The organism is Amycolatopsis albispora (assembly GCF_003312875.1).
GTDB lineage: Bacteria > Actinomycetota > Actinomycetes > Mycobacteriales > Pseudonocardiaceae > Amycolatopsis > Amycolatopsis albispora.
Map to the genome: position 1 here is coordinate 505,690 of NZ_CP015163.1, position 19,161 is coordinate 524,850.

General features: G+C 70.4%; 14 protein-coding genes. 10 read left to right on the forward strand and 4 right to left on the reverse strand.

Annotated features, from left to right (window positions below):
- Positions 1–3: 3 nt before the first annotated feature.
- Positions 4–1,266 carry an ABC transporter substrate-binding protein gene (locus tag A4R43_RS02565; protein ID WP_113690794.1) on the reverse strand — a complete coding sequence of 421 codons (1,263 nt, stop codon included), beginning with the start codon at positions 1,264–1,266 and terminating at the stop codon, positions 4–6.
- Between the two features lie 232 nt (positions 1,267–1,498).
- On the opposite strand from A4R43_RS02565, the gene A4R43_RS02570 reads away from it, so the two are divergent.
- On the forward strand, positions 1,499–2,530 hold the full coding sequence (locus tag A4R43_RS02570; RefSeq protein WP_113690795.1) for a LacI family DNA-binding transcriptional regulator: 1,032 nt from the start codon (positions 1,499–1,501) through the stop codon (positions 2,528–2,530).
- A gap of 15 nt (positions 2,531–2,545) precedes the next feature.
- Here A4R43_RS02570 and A4R43_RS02575 read toward each other — a convergent pair whose 3' ends face one another.
- Entirely contained in the window at positions 2,546–2,983 is a 438-nt protein-coding gene (locus A4R43_RS02575; protein WP_113690796.1) for an Lrp/AsnC family transcriptional regulator, read from the reverse strand.
- A gap of 152 nt (positions 2,984–3,135) precedes the next feature.
- On the opposite strand from A4R43_RS02575, the gene A4R43_RS02580 reads away from it, so the two are divergent.
- Positions 3,136–6,534 carry an indolepyruvate ferredoxin oxidoreductase family protein gene (locus A4R43_RS02580; RefSeq protein WP_236808730.1) on the forward strand — a complete coding sequence of 1,133 codons (3,399 nt, stop codon included), beginning with the start codon at positions 3,136–3,138 and terminating at the stop codon, positions 6,532–6,534.
- 97 nt (positions 6,535–6,631) lie between these two features.
- The gene (locus A4R43_RS02585; protein ID WP_113690798.1) at positions 6,632–8,188 is read left to right on the forward strand and encodes an alpha/beta hydrolase; all 1,557 of its coding nucleotides are present in this window, start codon (positions 6,632–6,634) and stop codon (positions 8,186–8,188) included.
- Positions 8,189–8,267: 79 nt separating this feature from the next.
- Here A4R43_RS02585 and A4R43_RS02590 read toward each other — a convergent pair whose 3' ends face one another.
- A complete protein-coding gene (locus A4R43_RS02590; protein ID WP_113690799.1) occupies positions 8,268–9,671 on the reverse strand; it encodes a hypothetical protein in 1,404 nt (467 codons plus the stop codon).
- A gap of 286 nt (positions 9,672–9,957) precedes the next feature.
- Positions 9,958–10,287, reverse strand: coding sequence for a DUF6401 family natural product biosynthesis protein (locus A4R43_RS02595; protein ID WP_113690800.1), 330 nt, complete (start codon positions 10,285–10,287; stop codon positions 9,958–9,960).
- Positions 10,288–11,001: 714 nt separating this feature from the next.
- Between A4R43_RS02595 and A4R43_RS02600 the strand changes: the two genes are divergently transcribed.
- The 7 genes from A4R43_RS02600 (at position 11,002) to A4R43_RS02630 (ending at position 19,100) form a co-directional block, all read left to right on the forward strand.
- Positions 11,002–11,334 (forward strand): helix-turn-helix domain-containing protein, encoded by a 333-nt coding sequence (locus tag A4R43_RS02600; RefSeq protein WP_113690801.1) that lies wholly within the window; start codon positions 11,002–11,004, stop codon positions 11,332–11,334.
- Positions 11,335–11,767: 433 nt separating this feature from the next.
- Positions 11,768–12,538: an FHA domain-containing protein gene (locus A4R43_RS02605; RefSeq protein WP_162788290.1), complete on the forward strand. Its 771-nt coding sequence runs from the start codon at positions 11,768–11,770 to the stop codon at positions 12,536–12,538.
- Complete coding sequence (locus A4R43_RS02610; protein WP_113690803.1) at positions 12,535–13,635, forward strand: serine/threonine-protein kinase; 1,101 nt, start codon at positions 12,535–12,537, stop codon at positions 13,633–13,635. The genes A4R43_RS02605 and A4R43_RS02610 overlap by 4 nt, the downstream gene beginning before the upstream one ends.
- Complete coding sequence (locus tag A4R43_RS02615; protein ID WP_113690804.1) at positions 13,635–15,191, forward strand: hypothetical protein; 1,557 nt, start codon at positions 13,635–13,637, stop codon at positions 15,189–15,191. The genes A4R43_RS02610 and A4R43_RS02615 overlap by 1 nt, the downstream gene beginning before the upstream one ends.
- 15 nt (positions 15,192–15,206) lie before the next feature.
- Entirely contained in the window at positions 15,207–15,686 is a 480-nt protein-coding gene (locus A4R43_RS02620) for a hypothetical protein (protein ID WP_113690805.1), read from the forward strand.
- Positions 15,667–18,198 (forward strand): Hsp70 family protein, encoded by a 2,532-nt coding sequence (locus tag A4R43_RS02625; protein ID WP_113690806.1) that lies wholly within the window; start codon positions 15,667–15,669, stop codon positions 18,196–18,198. The genes A4R43_RS02620 and A4R43_RS02625 overlap by 20 nt, the downstream gene beginning before the upstream one ends.
- Positions 18,195–19,100 carry an OmpA family protein gene (locus A4R43_RS02630; RefSeq protein ID WP_113690807.1) on the forward strand — a complete coding sequence of 302 codons (906 nt, stop codon included), beginning with the start codon at positions 18,195–18,197 and terminating at the stop codon, positions 19,098–19,100. The genes A4R43_RS02625 and A4R43_RS02630 overlap by 4 nt, the downstream gene beginning before the upstream one ends.
- Positions 19,101–19,161: the final 61 nt, after the last annotated feature.

Sequence of the window (19,161 nt, forward strand, 5' to 3'; positions counted from 1 at the left end):
GGGTCAGCTCGTCAGTTTCTGGACGTCGCCGACGAACTGGTTCCAGGCGTCCTCGCCGTTCTGCTTGCCCTGCTCGACGCGTTGCATCGCGTTGCCGATCGCGGTCTGCACGTCACCGGCCTTCGGGCCCTGGTACTGCGGCTTGAGGTTCTTGGCCGCGTCGGTGAACAGCTGGCCCACCGGGGCGTCGTTGAAGAACGGATTCCGGTAGTTCACGATGGCCGGGTCCTCGTACAGCTTCGGCGTCGAGGGCAGCAGCCCGGAACTGGTGAACACCTTGGCCTGCTGCTCGGGCGCGGTGAGCCAGGTGGCCAGCTCGACGGCCTTGTCGACGTTCTTGCCCTGCTTGGGAATCGTCAGGTATGAGCCGCCCCAGTTGCCACCGCCACCGGGCACGGAGGTGACGTCCCACTTTCCCGCGGTCTCCGGTGCCTGGTCCTTGATCTTGGCCATCTGCCAGGCCGGGCAGGTCACGGTGGCGAACTGGCCCTGCTTGAACCCCGTGTTCCAGACCGGTGTCGAGTAGAGCAGCTTCGCCGACAGGTCGGCACGCACGCCGTCGACCACGAGATCCCAGCCCTGCTTGAGGTCCGGGTTGGCGCCCACGGTGAGGTTGTCGGACCTGTCGTAGTAGCCGACGGGTGCCTGGCCGACGATCGCGTTGAGCACGGTCGGACCGCCGTCGAACCACTTCACGCCCGCGGGGGCGCTGGCCTGGAACCGCTTGCCCGCGGCCATGAACTCCTGCCACGTCGGCCAGAGCGCGGCGACCTGTGCGCGGTCCGACGGCAGCCCGGCGGCTTCCAGCAGGTCGCGGCGGTAGCAGATGGCCAGGCCACCGACGTCGGTGCCGTAGCCGATCTGCTGGCCCTCCTTGCCGAGCGAGGCCTCCCACTTCCACGGCAGCCAGCGTTCCCTGAGCTGGTCACCGCCCTTGGTGTTCAGGTCGACGAACTTGTCCGGGGTGTCCTTGAACTGGGCGATGTAGCCGCTGTCGACCGCCTCGATGTCCGCGGCACCGTTGTTGGTCGCCAGGTGCGCGGCCAGGTTCTTGTGGTGGTCGGAGTAGGAGGCGGTGCGGTCCTGGATTTCGATGTCCGGGTGCGTGCTCGCGTACTCCTTGAGCAGTTCGGTGTAGCCGAAATTGCCGAACAGGCCGATGGTGAGCTTGGTTTTGCCGCCGGCGCCGGATTCACCGCCGCAGCCGGCGAGCATCGTGCCGGTCACCAGCGCGGCGCAGACGAGCGCCATTGTTTTGGAGCGCATCGAAGGCCTCCGTTTGTTTTGGGGCGCGTTTCAGCCGGAAAACGCGTTGACGGGCAGCCGATACGCGGCTCTCACACCGGCGGGCCCGAGCTGTGTGGCGTCCATGACAGCGGGGTGAACCGAGATCCGTCAAGTAACAAAACGGTAACCAGGCGAGTTGATCCACCGGCCTTGACTAGGGCGCGGGGGCTGCCTAGGTTTATGTAACCGTTTACAGTGAAGGGGAGGCCGGATGGCGACCGGGCGCGAGATCGCCGAGTTGTGCGGCGTGTCCGTGGCCACCGTGTCGCGGGTGTTCAACCAGCCGGAAACGGTCAACGAAGAGACCAGGGAACGTGTTCTGCGGGTCGCCAGGGAACTGGATTACCGGCCCAACGAATCCGCGCGTGCGTTGTCGACGAAACAGTCCACGATGATCGGCCTGGTGTGGGATACCGATCATCGCAGGCCGGGCTGGCGGCACCCGTATCTGCAGGATCTGCTGATCGGGCTGAAATCCGCGCTCAGCGCACACGGGTACCACCTGCTCATGCTGGCCACCAGCGGCGACTCCCGTGACGTCGGCGCGTCGCTCGCCGATCCGGTCGGCTACGTGAACATGGCCCGCCGCCACCACCTCGGCGGGCTGGTGCTGATCGACAGCGGTTCCGACGCGGAGGCGTTCGAAGCCTTCGCGCAGTCGGGTGTTCCGTGTGTCGCGGTCGATGTTGCCGTCGACGGACCGAACGCCACGTATGTCATGTCGGACAACGCCGCCGGTGCCATGTCGGCCGTCCGCCACCTCGCCGGGCTCGGCCATGCGCGGATCGCCACGATCACCGGCCCGCCGGGAAACCAGCCCGCCGAGGCGCGGATTTCCGGGTACCGCAAGGCAATGCGGGAGTGCGGTGCCGAGTTGCGTGAGGACTACGTGGTCACCGGGGACTTCTACCGGGCCAGCGGAACCGCCGCGATGCGACGGCTCCTCGCCCTGGACGAACCGCCCACGGCCGTGTTCGCGGCCAGCGACGAGATGGCGGTCGGCGCGTTGCTCGCCGCCAGGGCCGCGGGGCTGCGCGTCCCGGACGACCTGGCGCTCGTCGGTTTCGACGACATCGAGGTCGCGTCCGTGGTCGATCCGGCGCTGACCACGGTGGCGCAGGACAAGCCGGGGTTCGGGGTGGCCGCGGCCAAGGCGGTGATGGCCATGATCACCGGTGTCGGCCGCGAGGGCCCGGTGATCCTGCCAACCCGGTTGGTCGTCAGGGATTCCTGCGGTTCCTGAACCCGCCACCGGTTGTCAGGTGCGTGTCCAGGCGCCGAGCACCAGCAGGGTCTTGGTGCCCGCGATGGAGCCACCGGCGCGCAACTGGTCGATGACCTGCTGCAGGTGTGCCACGTCCCGGACGCGGACCTGCACGAGCGCGTCCGGGTCGCCCGCGATCGTGTAGATGGCGGCCACCTCGGGCAGCACGCTCGCGCTCCCGACGATGTCCGCCACCCGCGTTGTGCCCGCGTACCGCACCTCGGTGAACGCCTCGACGCCCCAGCCGAGCTTCGTGTGGTCGACCTGCACGGTGAACCCGGTGATCACGCCGGTCTCCTGCAGCCGGTTCACCCGCCGCTTCACCGCCGCCACGGAGAGCCCGACGATGCCCGCCATGTCCGAGTAGGTCCGCCGCCCGTCTTCCCGCAGCAGGGTGATCAGCCGACGGTCGATCTCGTCGGGTTCCGCCATGATGGCACTCCTCGCGCAAAATTATTCAAACGGACCGGGCAAATTGAGGTTCCGTTTGCGTGTTGACCGCATCTTCCCCGATGTTGCTTGCGTGCGCAGCGGCGGATCCTCTCCACTGGGCCTACCCGTACGCCCGGCTGAAGGAGGCCCCGTTGACCGTCCCCACCACGGTGACCCTCGACGACCGCTACGCCGCCGAGCGCGGCCGGGCGCTCCTCACCGGGATCCAGGCCCTGGTCCGCCTCACCCTCGAGCAGCGCCGCCTGGACACCGAGCGCGGCTTCGACACCCGGGTCTTCGTCTCCGGTTACCAGGGCTCGCCGCTGGGCGGACTGGATTCCGAACTGGTGCGGTCCAAGCGCTTCCTCGACCCCGCGGGCGTGGTTTTCCAGCCGGGGGTGAACGAGGAACTCGCCGCCACCGCCGTCGCCGGGACCCAGACGCTCGGACAGCTGCCCGGGCGACGGCACGACGGCGTCACGGGGTTCTGGTACGGCAAGAACCCCGGCCTCGACCGCGCGGCGGACGCGATCCGGCACGGCAACCTCGCCGGCACCGCGACCCTCGGCGGCGCCGTCGCGATCATCGGTGACGACCCGGCGTCGAAGTCGTCCACCGTGCCGAGTTCGTGTGAGCCGATGGCGCAGAGCCTGGGCACGCCGCTGCTCGCGCCCGGCACGGTCGGGGAAATCATCGAACTCGGGCTGCACGCCGTCGCGTTGTCTCGTGCGTCGGGCCTGTGGACCGGGCTGAAGATCGTGGCGGACAACGCCGACGCCTCCGCCACCATCGACGTCGGCGGCCTGCGGCTGGGCATCCCGATGCCGCCCGCGCAACCCCGTCCCACCGCGGGCGCGCTCGTCGGGCCCGCCGCGCTCGACGCCGAGCACGACCTGCTCACCCGGCGACTCGACCTCGCCCGCGCCTACGCCCGCGAAACCGGGCTCAACCGGGCCGTGTTCGCGCCCGCGGGTGCGCGGTTCGGCGTGCTCGCCAGCGGCACCGGCTTCGCGGTCCTTCAGCGCGCGCTCGACGACCTCGGGCTCGACGAGGCGGCCATGGAGCACCTCGGGATCCGGCTGATCCGGCTCGCGATGCCGTGGCCGATCGACGCCGAGGAACTGCGGCGGCTCACCGCGGACCTCGACGAGGTGCTGGTGGTCGAGGACAAGGTGCCGTTCCTGGAGGAGCACCTCAAAGCGGCGCTCTACCGGGTGCCGGGCGCGCCGCTGGTGGTCGGGCGGTTCGACGAGCGGAACCGGCCGCTGCTCACCGCGCGGGGGCAGCTCTCGGCCGAGGACGTCGCGCGGGCCGTGGCCGCGCGTGCCGGGCACGAGCGGTTGCCGCGCACGGCGACGGTGCACCTGTCGGCGATCGAGCCGCGCAGGCCCGCGCGCATCGGGCTGCCGATGGCCGGTGCGGCGCGCACCCCGTACTTCTGCTCGGGCTGCCCGCACAACACCTCCACCAGGACCGCCGACGGGACGCTGGTCGGTGTCGGGATCGGCTGCCACACCATGATCGCGATCGACAGCACGGGCCGCGGCACGCAGATCGGCCTGACGCAGATGGGCGGCGAGGGCGCGCAGTGGCTCGGCCTCGCCCCGTTCACCGACGACCGGCACTTCGTGCAGAACCTCGGCGACGGGACCTTCCACCACTCCGGTTCACTGGCGATCCGGCAGGCCGTGGCAGGTGGGGCGAGGATGACCTACAAGCTGCTCTACAACGACGCCGTCGCGATGACCGGCGGGCAGCAGGCGATCGGGCGGTTGTCCGTCCCGGAGATCACCCGGCTGCTCGCCACCGAGGGCGTTCGCCGGATCATCGTCACCGCGGACGACCCCGCCAAGTACCGCGGTGTCACGCTCGACCCGATCGCGTCGGTGCGGCACCGCGACCAGTTCGCCGAGGCGGAGGCCGAGCTGGCGGCGGTCGACGGGGTCACCGTGCTGATCCACGACGACCGTTGCGCCGCCGAGGAGCGACGGCTGCGCAAGCGCGGCAAGCTGCCCACCCCGGCCGGGAAAGTCGTGATCAACGAGCGGGTGTGCGAGGGCTGCGGGGACTGCGGGGACCAGTCGACCTGCCTGTCGGTGCAGCCCGTGGCGACGGAGTTCGGCCGCAAGACACGCATCCACCAGCCCTCGTGCAACTCGGACTTCTCCTGCCTGAAGGGCGACTGCCCGTCGTTCCTGCTCGTGGAGCCGGGAACGGTGGAACGTTCCGTGCCGCCGCTGCCGGTCGCGCTGACCGAGCCCGAGCCGCGTTTCGACGACGACCAGACGCTGATCCGGATGCCGGGCATCGGCGGCACCGGGGTGGTCACCGCCTCGCAGATCCTGCAGATGGCCGCGCACCTGGACGGGCGGTTCGCCGCGGGGCTGGAGCAGGTGGGGCTGGCGCAGAAGGGCGGCCCGGTCGTCTCCGACATCCGGATCGCCAAGCAGCCGGTCCGGGGCGCGCTGCGGGCCTCGCGCGGCACCGCCGACGTCCTCATCGGCTTCGACGTCCTCGGTGCGGCCGAAGCGGCGAACCTCGCCGTGGCACGGACCGGGCACGCGGTCGCGGTGCTGAACACCGCGATCGTGCCGACGGCGGCGATGGTCAGCGGCCGGGTGCCGCTGCCGGGGACCGCGGACGAGGCGGTCGGGCAGATCGCCGATGCGGTGGGCGAGGTGGTCGCGATCGACGCGCAATCGCTGGCCGAGGCCCTGTTCGGCGACCACATGCCGACCAACATGGTGTTGCTCGGTGCCGCGTACCAGTCCGGCTGCCTGCCGGTGTCCGCGGAGTCGATGGAGGAGGCGATCCGGCTGAACGGCGCCGCGGTCGAGCAGACCCTGGCCGCGTTCCGCTGGGGCCGGGCCGCGGTGCTGGACCCCGTCGCGGTGCGGGAGGCGGCGCAGCCGCGGGTCGCTGGGTCGCGGGCCGAAGGGCTCGACGAGGTGCTGGCGGTCCGGGTCGACGACCTCGCCGGATACCAGGACGCGGTGCTGGCCGGTCGCTACGCGGCCGAGGTGCGCCGGGTCGCCGCGCTGGTGGACGGTGTCGATCCCGACGGCCGGATCGCCGTCGCCTACGCCCGCGGGCTGCACCGGCTGCTGGCGTACAAGGACGAGTACGAGGTCGCGCGGCTGCACCTCGATCCGGTCGAGAAGGCCCGGCGTGACGCCGAATTCGGGCCGGACGCGAAGGTTTCGGTGCTGCTGCACCCGCCGGTGCTGCGTGCGCTGGGCATGAAGAACAAGATCCGGCTGTCCGGGCGTACCGCGGAGGCGGCGTTCCGCGGACTGCGGGCGATGAAAGGCTTGCGCGGCACCGCTTTCGACGTCTTCGGTTACGCGAAGGTCCGCCGGGTGGAGCGCCGGTTGGTCGCCGAGTACCAGGCGTTCGTGCGGGCAGCGCTGGAGCGGCTCACCGCGGAAAACCTCGACCGGGTGGTGGCGATCGTCGAGCTGGCCGAGGAAGTCAAGGGGTACGAGAAGATCAAGCTCGCCACCATCGAACGTTTCCGGGCGAAAGCCGCCGAAGCCCTGGGTGCCCTCTGAAATTCGAGCGCGCTACTTGAGTATGCCGTGGGGGCATGGTTTCCACTGGACCCGTTGACGGAGATCAATCGGGCTGGTTGAAGCAAAGGGGCGGTACATGTCCAGGAGATTGCGGTTCGCCGTGGTGGTTCCCGCGGTCGTGGGTGGCTTGCTCGCGGGACTGACTCCCGCGCTGGCGAACCCCGGCGCGTTGAACACCACCGGCATCCCGGCGCGCTACGCCGAACAGGAACTGGACTGGCGCCAGTGCACCGCCGAGGATGTGCCGGATCAGCCCGACACGGCGAAAGTCCTGGAGTGCGCGACGTTCGCGACCCCGCGTGACTGGGAGCGCCCGGACGACCGGCAGGACCTGACGATCGCGATCAGCAGGCTGAAATCCACCGGTGGGACAACGGCGTCCGTGCTCACCAACCCGGGTGGCCCCGGCGGGCCGGGCCGCTCGTTCCCCGCCTCGCTGAGCCAGCAGGCCAAGCTGCGTGAGCACCAGGAGATCATCGGCATCGACACCCGCGGCACCGGCCGGAGCACGAACATCTCGTGTGGCGGAGCGGGCCAAGGTGCTGTTCACGACCCGCGCGATCGCGACCCGCGCAATCTGGACCTGCTCCTGGACTCGCTGGAACTCACCACGAAAACCTGCGAGCGCACGTCGGGCGAACTCGTCGAGTTCGTCGACACCTTCCACAACACCAAGGACCTGGACCTGCTGCGGGTCCTGCTCGGCCGGGAGAAGATCAACTGGATCGGGTACTCGGCGGGCACCTGGCTCGGCGCGCACTACGCGCAGCGGTTCCCCGAGCGCGTCGGCCGGTTCGTGCTGGACTCCTCGGTGGACTTCACCTCGGGCTGGGCGACGTCGTTCGACATGCAGCCGATGGGGTACGAACGCCGCTGGCGGCAGGACTTCCTGCCGTGGGCCGCGGCCCACGACAACCGGTACGGGCTCGGTGTCACCGGCGAGCAGGTCCGGCAGACCTTCGAGGCGGTCCGGTACGCGCTGACCCGCAATCCGGTCGAGGTCGACGGCGCGAAGGTCGGTCCGGGTGAGCTGGACAGCCGGTTCCTCGGCCTGCTCAAGAGCAAGCACGCCTTCCCCGGCCTGGCCGACTTCCTCGCCCAGCTCAAGACGCTGACCGCGAACGACGCACCGGAAGAAGCCAAGGCGCGGGCCAGGGCGGCGATCGCCGCCGCGCCGGCCGAGCCGGACCCGCTCGACGCCATGCTCGCCGTGCTGACCGCCGTCAGGTGCAACGACGCCCCCGAGCACGGCGACCGGAAGTCGGTGATCCGGCGGTCGCAGAAGTTCCTCGACCAGGGCAACCTGCTGGCCGGTGGGTACTGGATGTTCATCCAGAACTGCATCTTCTGGGAGAACCAGCCCCGCCCACTGCCCACAATGGACGGTAAGGGCGTGCCGCCGGTGGTGCTGGTCCAGTCGGTGAACGACCCCGCCACACCCATCGAGGGCGCCCGCAAGGCCCACGCCGGGTTCGCGAACTCCCGGCTGCTGACCGTCACCGGAGAAGGTGACCACGGCATCTACGGGTACGGCAACGCGGCCGTGGACAAGGTGGTCGACGCCTACCTGGTCGACGGTGTGGTCCCGGAGGACCAGAGCCTGCCCGGCATGCCGCCGCCCGACCCGTCCTGACCGGTATGCGCCAGGACCGGCGCACCCATCACTGAGTGCGGGCGGGGGCCAGGCGCCCCCGCCCGCGGTGAACGGTGGATCAGATCGCCTGGACGTCGGCCAGGAGGTTGTTGACGATCTGGAGGTTCGCCTCCTCGTTCGCGGCGGCGTTGTTCGCGACCCAGCGAAGGTCCTCGCCGTACTGCCGCAGTCGCTCGACAGCGGTGCGGTGCTTGTCGACGGCTTCCTGTCCCAGCTCGCGCACCCGGCTGGCGAACCGCTCCCGTGCCGTGGCGACCTCGGGGAAAACGCTCGACGGGGTGGCCCAGTCCGCGCTCGCCAAGGTGTCGACCGCCGACTGGTACACGGTGCAGTTCGTGGTCAGGTCGGCGACCTTCGTGTCCAGCCAGCGGGTCACGCCGTCGTTGAGGTGCGCGGGAACGATCTCCCGCCGGGTCGGCGGCATGTCCTTGATCGACTCGTCGCGCTCGGGCGGGTTCGCCAGGTGGCCGTCTCGAACGGCGGCGACCCTGGTCTCCATGCTTTCGCGGATGCTGTCGATGTCCTGGGCGAATCGCCGCATGTGCGCCCGCACCTGCGTGTCGGCGGCCATCACAAAATCGGCCCAGCGACCGGGGTCCTGAACCTGGAGGTCCGCGGGGACCTGCCGTTTGGCGTACTCGGTCGCCCCGGCCACCGCCGCGGCCAGTGCCAGCGACACCACCTGCCCCCAGCCGGGGACGAGCTTTCCCGCCACGGCCCCCACGCTCGCGACGGCCACGACCTTCCAGACGAAGCCGGAAACGGACGAACCGTCCGGGGCTTCATGCTTGTTCTGAAAGCCTTCGACCAATTGCCTGACCGCGTCGTCCAGCCCTCGGCGGAATTGGAGATACGACGCCTGGTAAGCGACCAGTCCTTCGGCCAGCACCAGGAAGACGTTCTCGTTGCCGACCGCGAACCTGGCCCACGCCTTCTCCCAGTCGTGGGCCTTGTCGTTGCCCGGCTCGACCCAGCCCTTGCGCATCTCCATGAAGTCGGTGATCAGCGGCAGCAACATTTCGTACTCGGTGTCGCTGGTCCGGCCCGCTTCGCGGTCGGTCGACGTCGCGCCGCTGCCCGAAACGAGGTAACCGTTGCTGAATCCGTTGTAGGCAGGCTCGATAACATCCGGAGAACTGCTGGCGAACACGAGTGGTGCGTTGTAGATCGCTTGGGGGTCGACGCCGTCGAGGACCGAGGTGAGGGTCCAGGTTTCGAACGGATGCGACTCCGCGGACTTGTCGGTGGTGCGTTTGTTGACTTCCTGCTCACTGGAGCCGCTGCGCGTGTCCTCGATTTTCCAGCGAGCCGGGCCGTTGTGCTCGTGCGGGTTGAGCAGGTATTCGTACCAGGCGCAGTAGTCCGCCATGGTCACTTTCAGCTGGTCGTTGTCGCCCTCGTCCCGCGGCCTGGCGGCGGGCGGGGCGTCGTGCTTCGGCGGGTATCCCGGCGGTGGAGCCATGGGAATCGTGACCTTTCCGGATCTGCCTCGCGGCCGTTCGTCCGCGAATGCCGTCGATGTCGCGGGCAACCGAGTCGTTGCCCGTCCCACTGTCGGCGGACGGCGGCGGCCAGCTCGAGGACATCGACCGGACATCGCTGGCCGTATGCCTTCACCAGCGGAAACGCTCCACAATGGCCGCTGGGCCACCGCGTGGTGGCGAGGGCGGCCACGCGGCGGTGCCTCGACAGCCATCCACCGGACTTGCGCGGCCCGTGCCGACCGCAACCTGCCCGGCCGCCGCCGTTCAGGTGACCAGGCCTTCGCTGATGGCGAGCTGGCACACGGCGGCGATGCGGATGGTGAACCAGTCCATGCCGGTGTCGTGGACGCGGGTCAGGGGCAGGGTGTCGCCGGGGATGTTCGTGCCGACGTAGTCCACGGCGCAGCTGAGCACGTGCAGGTAGAGGGTGAGGGTGGCGCGGTCCGCCGGCGCGCCCGCGCCCGCCAGTTCGGCGCGCACCTGGTCCTGGTGGTGGTCGAGCACGGCGGAGCCCCAGGAGTGCGCCTTCAGGCCCGCGATGGTGGTGCGGACCGGCCCGGCCACCCAGGTCTCCAGCGGTACCGGCTCGCCCATGGTCACGTTGTCCTCTCGCCGTCCGGTAGCCGCCTGGCGGCAGGCGGCACTCGGCCGCTGACCTGCGGGTCTGCCCGGGGATGGGATATTCGCCTTCCTGCCGGGCAGTAAATCTATGGTGGCGGAGGTAGACATTCAACGCCGGGTAGGTGTAATGTTCTCCTCGTACGGAGAGAGACAAGGTCAGATGGCGCGGGAGAGGACGTAACTGCCCGCGAGTCAGATCCAGGCGGCCGAGCCGGCCGCCGCAAGACGCGGGTGGCGCAAGAGCACCCGTGAAGTGCAGTGAAGTCAGTTCGCAGTATGCAGTGAAGAAGACGGCCGGATGCGGAGCCGGGCACGTGGGTTCCGCATCCGGCCAGCGATATCAGGCGTGCTGGGACCGATCTCGGTAAGGGGTTCCAGCCGGTGGTATTCGCAGCTGTTCGAGGCAAGACAGTTCCAGGCAAGACGGAGAAACACGAAAGAAGGGATAGGGCACATCATTGGATCGCCCGCCGCGGCTGGGCAGTAGTGCCGCGCGGGTACCGCAGTCCCATCGGATTGGAAGGTGGTTCTCGGTTACGACTCAGCGATCCCCGCACGGTCCGCTCTGTGACCGGATGCGGGTACGGTAGTCCGGCCATTGTGCCGGTGGACAATGATGAAACCCAAACCCCTGGGACCCCGGGTGCCGTGCACGGCGCCCGGGGTCTCTTGTGATGTGGAGGTGGAATGATCCCTGACCAGCACGACCCCGCCACCCCCGGCGGGGGCGACAAGTTCGACGATGAGCACTACCCCGCTTACACCATGGGCCGTGCCGCGGAAATGCTCGGCACGAGCCAGAACTTCCTGCGCAGCCTGGACGATGTCGGCCTGATCGAGCCACAGCGCTCCGCCGGCGGGCACCGCCGCTACTCCCGTCACCAGCTGCGCATCGCCGCACGGGTGCGGGAGCTGGTCGACCAGGGCACGCCGGTCGAGGCGGCGTGCCGGATCGTTTCCCTCGAGGACCAACTGCACGAAGCCCGGCAACACCACTCCGAACCCCAGCGCTCGGAATGACCAGTCACGGGTGTGCCGCCCGCACTGGTGGCACACCCGCCCACACTTTCTCCGCCCCGGCGCCGAGAGAAGCGTCAATCAACGGCGGCCGCGGGGAGCCCGAGAACAGGGCAGCCGCGCCGCGTCGACGGCGCCGCTGACGGACCGCGACCCCGGTTTTTCGACTTGGCAGGCGTCCTTGGCCGCGCACCACGCTGTCCAGGGTGCCGCACGCGCTCGGCAAGGCGCCGCCGCAGTAGGCCAGCACTGAGAAAGCAGCCGTAACACCCGCGCCGCGGAGTCTCGTCGCGCGTTAGCAGGAAGCGGTCAAATCGGGACCGGTCCCGGTGTTCGTTCGTACCTTACGTGGACAGTACGTGACCGTGATGGATGTTCGCGTGATCGCCCGTGAAGATCAACGGTCGTGGCGGATCGGGGCGAACGGGATGGAACGGTGAAGTCGAGGGTCACGTGCTTCCGGGTCGTCTCGCCGGACGGGTTCCGGTCCACGCACGAGCTGGGCGCCGGCCGCACCCGGATCGGCCGGGCGACGCTCGACGGGACGCCGGAGTTCGTGCTCGACCCCGACCCGCACCGCCTGGTCAGCCGCGTGCACTGCATCGTCGAGCACGTCGACGGGGTGTGGACCGCGACCGACAACGGCTCGGACAACGGCACCGTGCTGCGGCGCGGCGGGAAGCTGACGCGGCTGCTGGGCACGACCGGACTCCGGCACGGTGACGCCCTTCTCATCATCGGCGACATCACGCCGGCGGGGGACCCCAGGTACTGGAAGCTGACCTTCGACGACCCCTTCCGCACCGAGACCGCGCCGGTCGCGGTGCGAACCCAAGCGCAAGCCGAGACCGGCACACCGCACCTCACCTGCGACTGGCTGCAGATGAAGGTGTACCGCGTCGAGAACGGGCAGCGGTCCGAGATCACCGGCCTGTCCCCGCAAGCCCACCGGCTCATCCGCTACCTGGCCGAGCTGAGCCGGCTCAACAACGGCTCGCCGGTCGCCTGCACGCACGCGGAGCTGATCCACCTGCTGTGGGGGCGCCCGGAGGAGTGGCCGCCCAGCCGCAGCTACGACGAAACGAACCTGCGCAACGTCATCACCGCCGTGCGCAAGCGGATCGAGCGCGACCCGGCCTGCCCGAAGCTGCTGCAGACCGAGCGCAACATCGGCTACCGCCTGCTGATCCGGGCGGATCCGGCATGAAGCTGCTCGAGGACGGCCAGCGCGTCGGCGACGCCTACGAGGTCGAACGGTTCCTCGGCGAGGGCGCGTTCGCCGAGGTCTACCGGGTGCGCCACGACATCTTCGGCAGGCAGGCGATGAAGGTGTTCAAGCGCACCGGCACCGCCGAGGAGACCAAGACCATGCTCGGCGAGGCCATCATGCTGACGCGGATCGGCCACCCGAACATCATCCGCGTCTTCCACGCGGGCATGGTGTCCAGTCCGCACGGCATGAGCGGCTACTTCACCATGGAGTACGTCGCGGGCGGAAACCTGCAGCGCTTCTGGGTTTCACACCGCGAGCGGTTCGTGCCGGTGGAGGACTCGGTCCGCATCCTGCACCAGGTCGCCGACGGGCTCGCCGTCGCGCACTCGGCGCGGCCCGCGATCGTCCACCGGGACATCACCCCGCAGAACATCCTGGTCGGCTACGACACCGACGGGCTGCGCGCCAAGCTGAGCGACTTCGGGCTGGCCAAGAGCGTCAACCCGATGACCTTGATGGCCAGCACGAAGGGCACGCTCGCGTTCAAGGCACCGGAATCGCTGCTGAACCGGCAGGGCGACTCGCGGGCGGGCGACGTGTGGGCCCTCGGCACGATCGCCTACCTGCTGCTCACCGACACGCTGCCCTACGAGGACGGCGGGCCGACCTCGTACTTCGGCACCCAGCGCCGGACCCCGCCACCGCCACCGCACGAGTTCAATTCCGAAGTGGACGGTGAACTCGACCGGATCGTGTTGCGGGCACTCGATCCGGACCCATCGGCCAGAACACCGGACGCGACCGCGCTGGCCGCCGAGCTGGCGGAGTGGCGGGCCTGCCGCGGCCGGGGAAAGGCCAAGCGGGTGGTCGATCTGCCTTCGCGGACGTCGAAGAACGTACTGGGCCACCCGTCGTCGGCGACCGAGGAAGAGGCGGCCCGCCTGGCCGGGCGGGCGCGGGAACTGGCGAGGCAGGCGACCACGCTGCACGAGGCCGCGGACCTGATGGAGGAAGCGTTCAACAAGTCACCGAAGCTGCGTGCCACGCACGAGCACTGGCTTCGGTTGTGGCGCAAGGGAGTGCTGACGTGATGGCGGGACGCAGCCAGGTCCGGCCGGTCGACCGCGAACTGGACGAGGCGCTGCGGCGGCTCGGGGGCACGCGGCTGTACCGCGGCAACGTCTTCCGGCTGACCGGGGTGCCGGTCACCGCGTCCGGGACGGTGATCCGGCGGCGCCGTGAGGAAGCCGTGCTGATGGCCCGGCTGGGCACGCCGGTGGTGACCAACGGCGCGCTGCCGCTCGTGCCGCCACCGGAACCGGACGAGGTGGATGACGCGTTCGAGGCGATGCGCAACCCGGTCCTGCGGCTGGTGCACGAGTTGCTGTGGCTGGGGGACGGGACCCCGGAACACGACCACGCGGTGCGCAGCCATTGCGCGGTGATCGAGGGGGAGCCGCTCACTGAGCCGGGGCGGCCGGACGTGGACGAGGATCCGCTGGCACAGCAGTGGCTCGCGGCCGCCGAAGCCTGGGCGCGCGTGCTCGCCGGCGAGGAGATCTGGGACCGGGCGCGGCGGCGGGTCGCCGAGATCGACGATCCCCGCCTGACCACCGGCACGGTCCGGCGGCTGCGGGAGCGGCTGCCGAGGCACCTCGTGGACGTGCACGTCGCGTTCGCCGCGGACGCGGCGGCGGACCTGGGCCAGCAGGCCGCGGACCGGCACCTCTGGGTGCTCGACGAGTCTTCGTTCGACGACGACCTCGTCGACGCGGCGCTGCGGGAGGCCGCCCGGCCCGCCGAGGACCGGATTCGGGCGGCCTGCGAGGAGGCCGACCGCGTCGCGACGACCACGCCGCGGGCCGCGATCGAAGCCGGGCACCTCCTGCTGGAGCGGGCCGAACGGCCGCTGCGGACGATCGCCGGGTTGCTCGGCGCGGACGACCCGGTGACCACCGCCGCCCACGACGAAGTGGCCAGGGCGGCGAACCTGTGCGCGATCGCCCACAGCAACAAGACCGGCGACCGGGCACCCGCGCTGGACCTGCTGCCCGGCGCGGCGGAACTGGCCAGGGAACGCACCACGATCGAGCTGATCGACCGGAACCTGGCGGTGCTCGACCAGTCGCGGGTGGTGAGCGCGGTCGAGGACCTGTGCGGTGCCGGAAAGGTGAACCAGGCCGCGGACCGGCTCCGGGCTTGGCGCAGGCGCACCCGTGACGAGCGGCTGCGGGCCCAGATCGATGAGGTGCTGGCCGATCCGACGGTGTTGCGCACGCCGCCGGCCGGTGTGCCGGTGCGCGGTTCGTTCTTCGGCTGGGGCGCCTACCTGTGGGGCAGGCGGCCGACCAGCCAGCCCGGGATGTACGTGGCCACGCACTACCTCACCGTGTTCTTCGTCCCGCTGGTGCCGATGGCCGCGTACCTGCGTGACGAGACGTACATCTACGGCAAGGTCCCGTTGAGCCCGGCGGCCAGGTGGTGGCGAACGGTCGGTCTGGTGCTGCTCGTCGGCTACCTGGTGGCGCCGTACCTGGCCATCGACGGGTTGCTGGTCCTCCTGGTGCTCATGGCCGGGATCGCCGCCGCGCTCGGGTGGCGCCGCTACCGCCTCGACCGGTGGGCCGCCGCACAGGCGGATGGCTGAGAAGGGAACGAGTGGTTGTCCAGCTTTCGGCAGTGGGTCAGGCAGCGCCGGTTCCCGCCGGAGTTCCGCATCCAGGAACCACCGGACGGGCCCGCGACGACACCCGGACCGGCACCGCCGGTCGAGGTGGCAACGTCCGATTTGGACGATCCGACGGTCGCCGACGTCGCGACGAACCTGTGGCGCGTGCTGAAACGGTTCGGCGACAACGGTGACGCGGGCAAGGCGGAGCGCATGGCGAGGAGGAACCTCACCGCCATGTCGGACCGGCTCAGCGAAGCCGGGGTCCGCGTGCAGGACCACGACGGGACTCCGTGGGATCCCGGCATGTCCTTGCGGGCCATCGCGTACGAGCCGCGGCCCGGCCTCGACCGGGAGACGGTGGTGGAGACCGTGCGACCGACGGTCTACCGCGGCGGGCAGTGCATCCAGTTCGGTCACGTGATCGTCGGAGTGCCGGAGAAGGGACAGGACAATGGCACGGGACAACATTGACTTCGGTATTGATCTCGGTACCACCACCAGCATCATCGCGGTGGCCACCGCCGCCGACGCGACCGTGATCCGCAACAACCGGCAGGCCGAGCACACGCCGTCGGCGGTCTACGTCAGCCGCTCGAACAAGGTGCTCGTCGGCCAGCCGGCGAAGGACCGGGTCGAAGAGGACCCCGACAACGCGTGCGCGGAGTTCAAGCTGAGCATGGGAAAGCTCGACGAGCGCAAGCAGTTCGCCGCGTCCGGCCGGACCATGTCACCGGTGGAGCTGTCGGCCGAGGTGCTCAAGTCGCTGCGCGGTGACGTGCAGCAGGCGCTCGGCGAGAACATCGGCGCGGCGGTGATCACCGTGCCCGCGGCCTTCGAACTCGACCAGTGCGACGCGACCCGCCGGGCCGCCGCGATGGCCGGACTCGAGTTCGCGCCGTTGATCCAGGAACCCAGCGCGGCGGCGTGGGCGTACAGCACGCATCTGGCCACCGAAAAGGGTTTCTGGCTCGTGTACGACTTCGGGGGCGGCACCTTCGACGCCGCCGTGGTCAAGGTCGCCGACGGTGAGTTCAGCACGATCAACCACGCCGGTGACAACTTCCTCGGCGGTAAGCTGATCGACTGGGGGCTGGTCGAGAGCCTGCTGATCCCGGCCGTGCGCAAGGAGTTCCCGCTGCCGGACCTGGCTCGCGGGCATCGGCGGTCGGCGGGCAACGTCGCGAAGCTCAAGGCGGCGGCGGAATACGCCAAGATCGAACTGTCCCGTTCGGACACCGCCGAGATCAACCTGCGGCTCAACGACGCGGACGGCTCCCCGGCGTTCGACTTCGAGTTCGAGCTGACCAGGGCGGACGTCGAGCGCGTCGCGCTCCCGCTCTACCGGCGATCGATCACGTTGTGCCGCAAGGCGCTCGCCGACACCGGCCTCGGGGCGGGCGACGTGGAGCGGGTGCTGCTCGTCGGCGGCACCACGATCGCGCCCGCGCTGCGGGAGCTGCTCGCCGACCCCGCCGACGGCCTCGGCATCCCGCTGGACCACAGCCTCGACCCGGTGACCGTCGTCGCCAGGGGGGCGGCCGTCTTCGCCGGCACCCAGCGGCTTCCCGCCCGGCCGGAACGCGCCGAGCGGGCACTGAGCGAGGGCCGCGTGGTGCTGGACCTCCAGTACCCGTCGTCGGGTTCGGACCTCGAGCCGCTGATGGGCGGCCTGCCACCACGCGCCGCCGAGCGGCGGGACTGGACCGGCGCCACGATCGAGTTCGTGCACACGGACGGTACGCCGCCGTGGCGCAGCGGGCAGATCCCGCTCACCGCGGACGGCACCTTCGCCACCAGGCTGCGTGCCGGCGAGCGGACCGTCAGCACCTACGACATCGAACTGCGGGACCCGCACGGCACGCTGGTGCCCACCGATCCGGAACGCGTTTCCTACCGGCACACGTCCCGGCAGGGCACCGCGCCGACGCTGAGCCACTCCATCGGGGTGGGCCTGGACGACAACGAAGTGCGCTGGCTGGTGCGCAAGGGCGCCGAGCTGCCGGCCAAGGCCAGGGCCATCCTGTACTCGACGGTGACCGTCCGCCGCAACGAGAGCACCGGCATGATCCGGGTGCCGATCGTCGAGGGGGAGCGGTCCAAGGCCGATCGCAACATGCTGATCGGGCAGCTGGACCTGACACCGGCCCAGGTCGGGCGGGACGTGCCCGCGGGCAGTGAGGTGGAGATCGAGGTCCGGATCGACGAGAGCTTCGCGCCGCGTGCCGACGCGTACGTGCCGCTGCTCGACGAGGATTTCGAGATCCAGGTGGAGCTCGGCCGCACCGGATCGGGCACCGATCTCCGTGGCGCCGCGGAGGATCTGGCCGACCGGTTCGACGAACTGGCCCAGCGGCTGACCGCCGTGCAGCTGGCCGGGGTCGATGCCGTCGAGGCCGTGGACCTGGCCGAGGGGTTCCGGACCGACGACGTACCGGGCGAGGTGCGGCGGCTGGCCGACGCGGCCGATGTCGATCCGGACGCCGCGTCGACCGGCGAGAACCGGCTGCGCGACGCCCAGACCACGCTCGACGACCTCGAGGCGGCCCTGGTGTTCCCCGAGCTGGCCGCCGAGGGGCGGGCGATCCTGCGGGACACGCGGGAACTCGTCGCCGAGTCGGGCAGCGCGCGGCACCGGACGGCGTTGCACAACGCCGAGCGGACCATGTCGGCCGCCATCGCCTCCGGCGACCGCACCGTGCTGCGGCGCCAGGTCGAGGTGGTGCGGGAGATCATCCGCGAGGTGCTGGAGGACACCGGGCAGCTGACCGCGGTCATCTTCCTCGCCCGCGAAGAGCACCTCCGCGGCGACCCCGATCCACGGGTGCAGCAGTTGCTCCAGCAGGGCAGGCAGGCACTGGACGCCGGTGACGCGGCCCGGCTGACCGCGGTGAACGGGCAACTGGAGAAGGTCGCGCCGGGAGTGGTGGGGCACGTCGACCCGGTCGGCGGCCTCGGGAGCACGGTCCGGGCGAGCGACCGATGAGCGGGGAACTGGTCACGGTTCCCTCCGTCGCCCACGCGGCCCTGCTCGCCAGGAACGGCGAGTACGCCGAGGCCGAACGGGTGCTCCGGGAGCTGGGTGGACGGGACAGCACCGATCCGGCGGTGCTGGATCTGCTGGCCCGGATCCATGCCCAGCGCGGGGAACTGCTCGAAGCCGACCAGTGCTGGGCGCTGGCACTGCGGCTGGACGCCGATCACCTCCCGGCTCGTGAGGGCCGGAAACGGATCGCCGCGCTGGCGACACGACGGCCGCGTCCCGGCCGCGTGGTGCTGGTGGTGGCGCTGGCCGCGGTGGCGGTCGGCGGGGCCGGCGTGGCGGGCGGCCTGGTCGTTGACCGATCGGGCGCACTGGGCGCCGAGCTGGACGAGATCCAGGACGGTCAGCGGGCACAGGCCGAGCGCATCGACGATCTCGGCGGCAGGCTCGACCAGACGACATCGGGGCCGCGGCAAGCCGTCGACGGCGTCGCCGCGGCGCTGGCAGGCCACCCGGCACTGACCACGCGCACCGACGCGGGTGCGCTCACGGTGACCTTTTCGACCGGCGTTTTCCGGGCGGGGACACGGTTGTCGGACAGCGGCTCGTCCGCGTTGGCCGAGCTGGCGCGGCGCCTGGGCCCGGCCGCCGCGAACGTGACGATCACCGTGGTGGGCCACACCGAGGACGCGCAGGTGTCCGGCGGCAGCGGCTACACGACCAATGCCGAACTCGGGCTGGCCCGCGCGATGACCGCCGCGGAACGGATGTCCGAGGCGAGCGGGTTGCCGCTGGCCACGTTCGCGGTGTCGAGTTCCGGCGCGGCCAGCCCGCCGTTCCCCAACACGACGGCGGAGGACAGGGCGCGCAACCGCACCGTGACGGTGGTGGTGCGGCCCCGCTGAGCGGGTTTCGGTCCGCTTTCGCCTCCCGTTGCTTCCATGGTGCCCGGGTTCGAGACCGTGG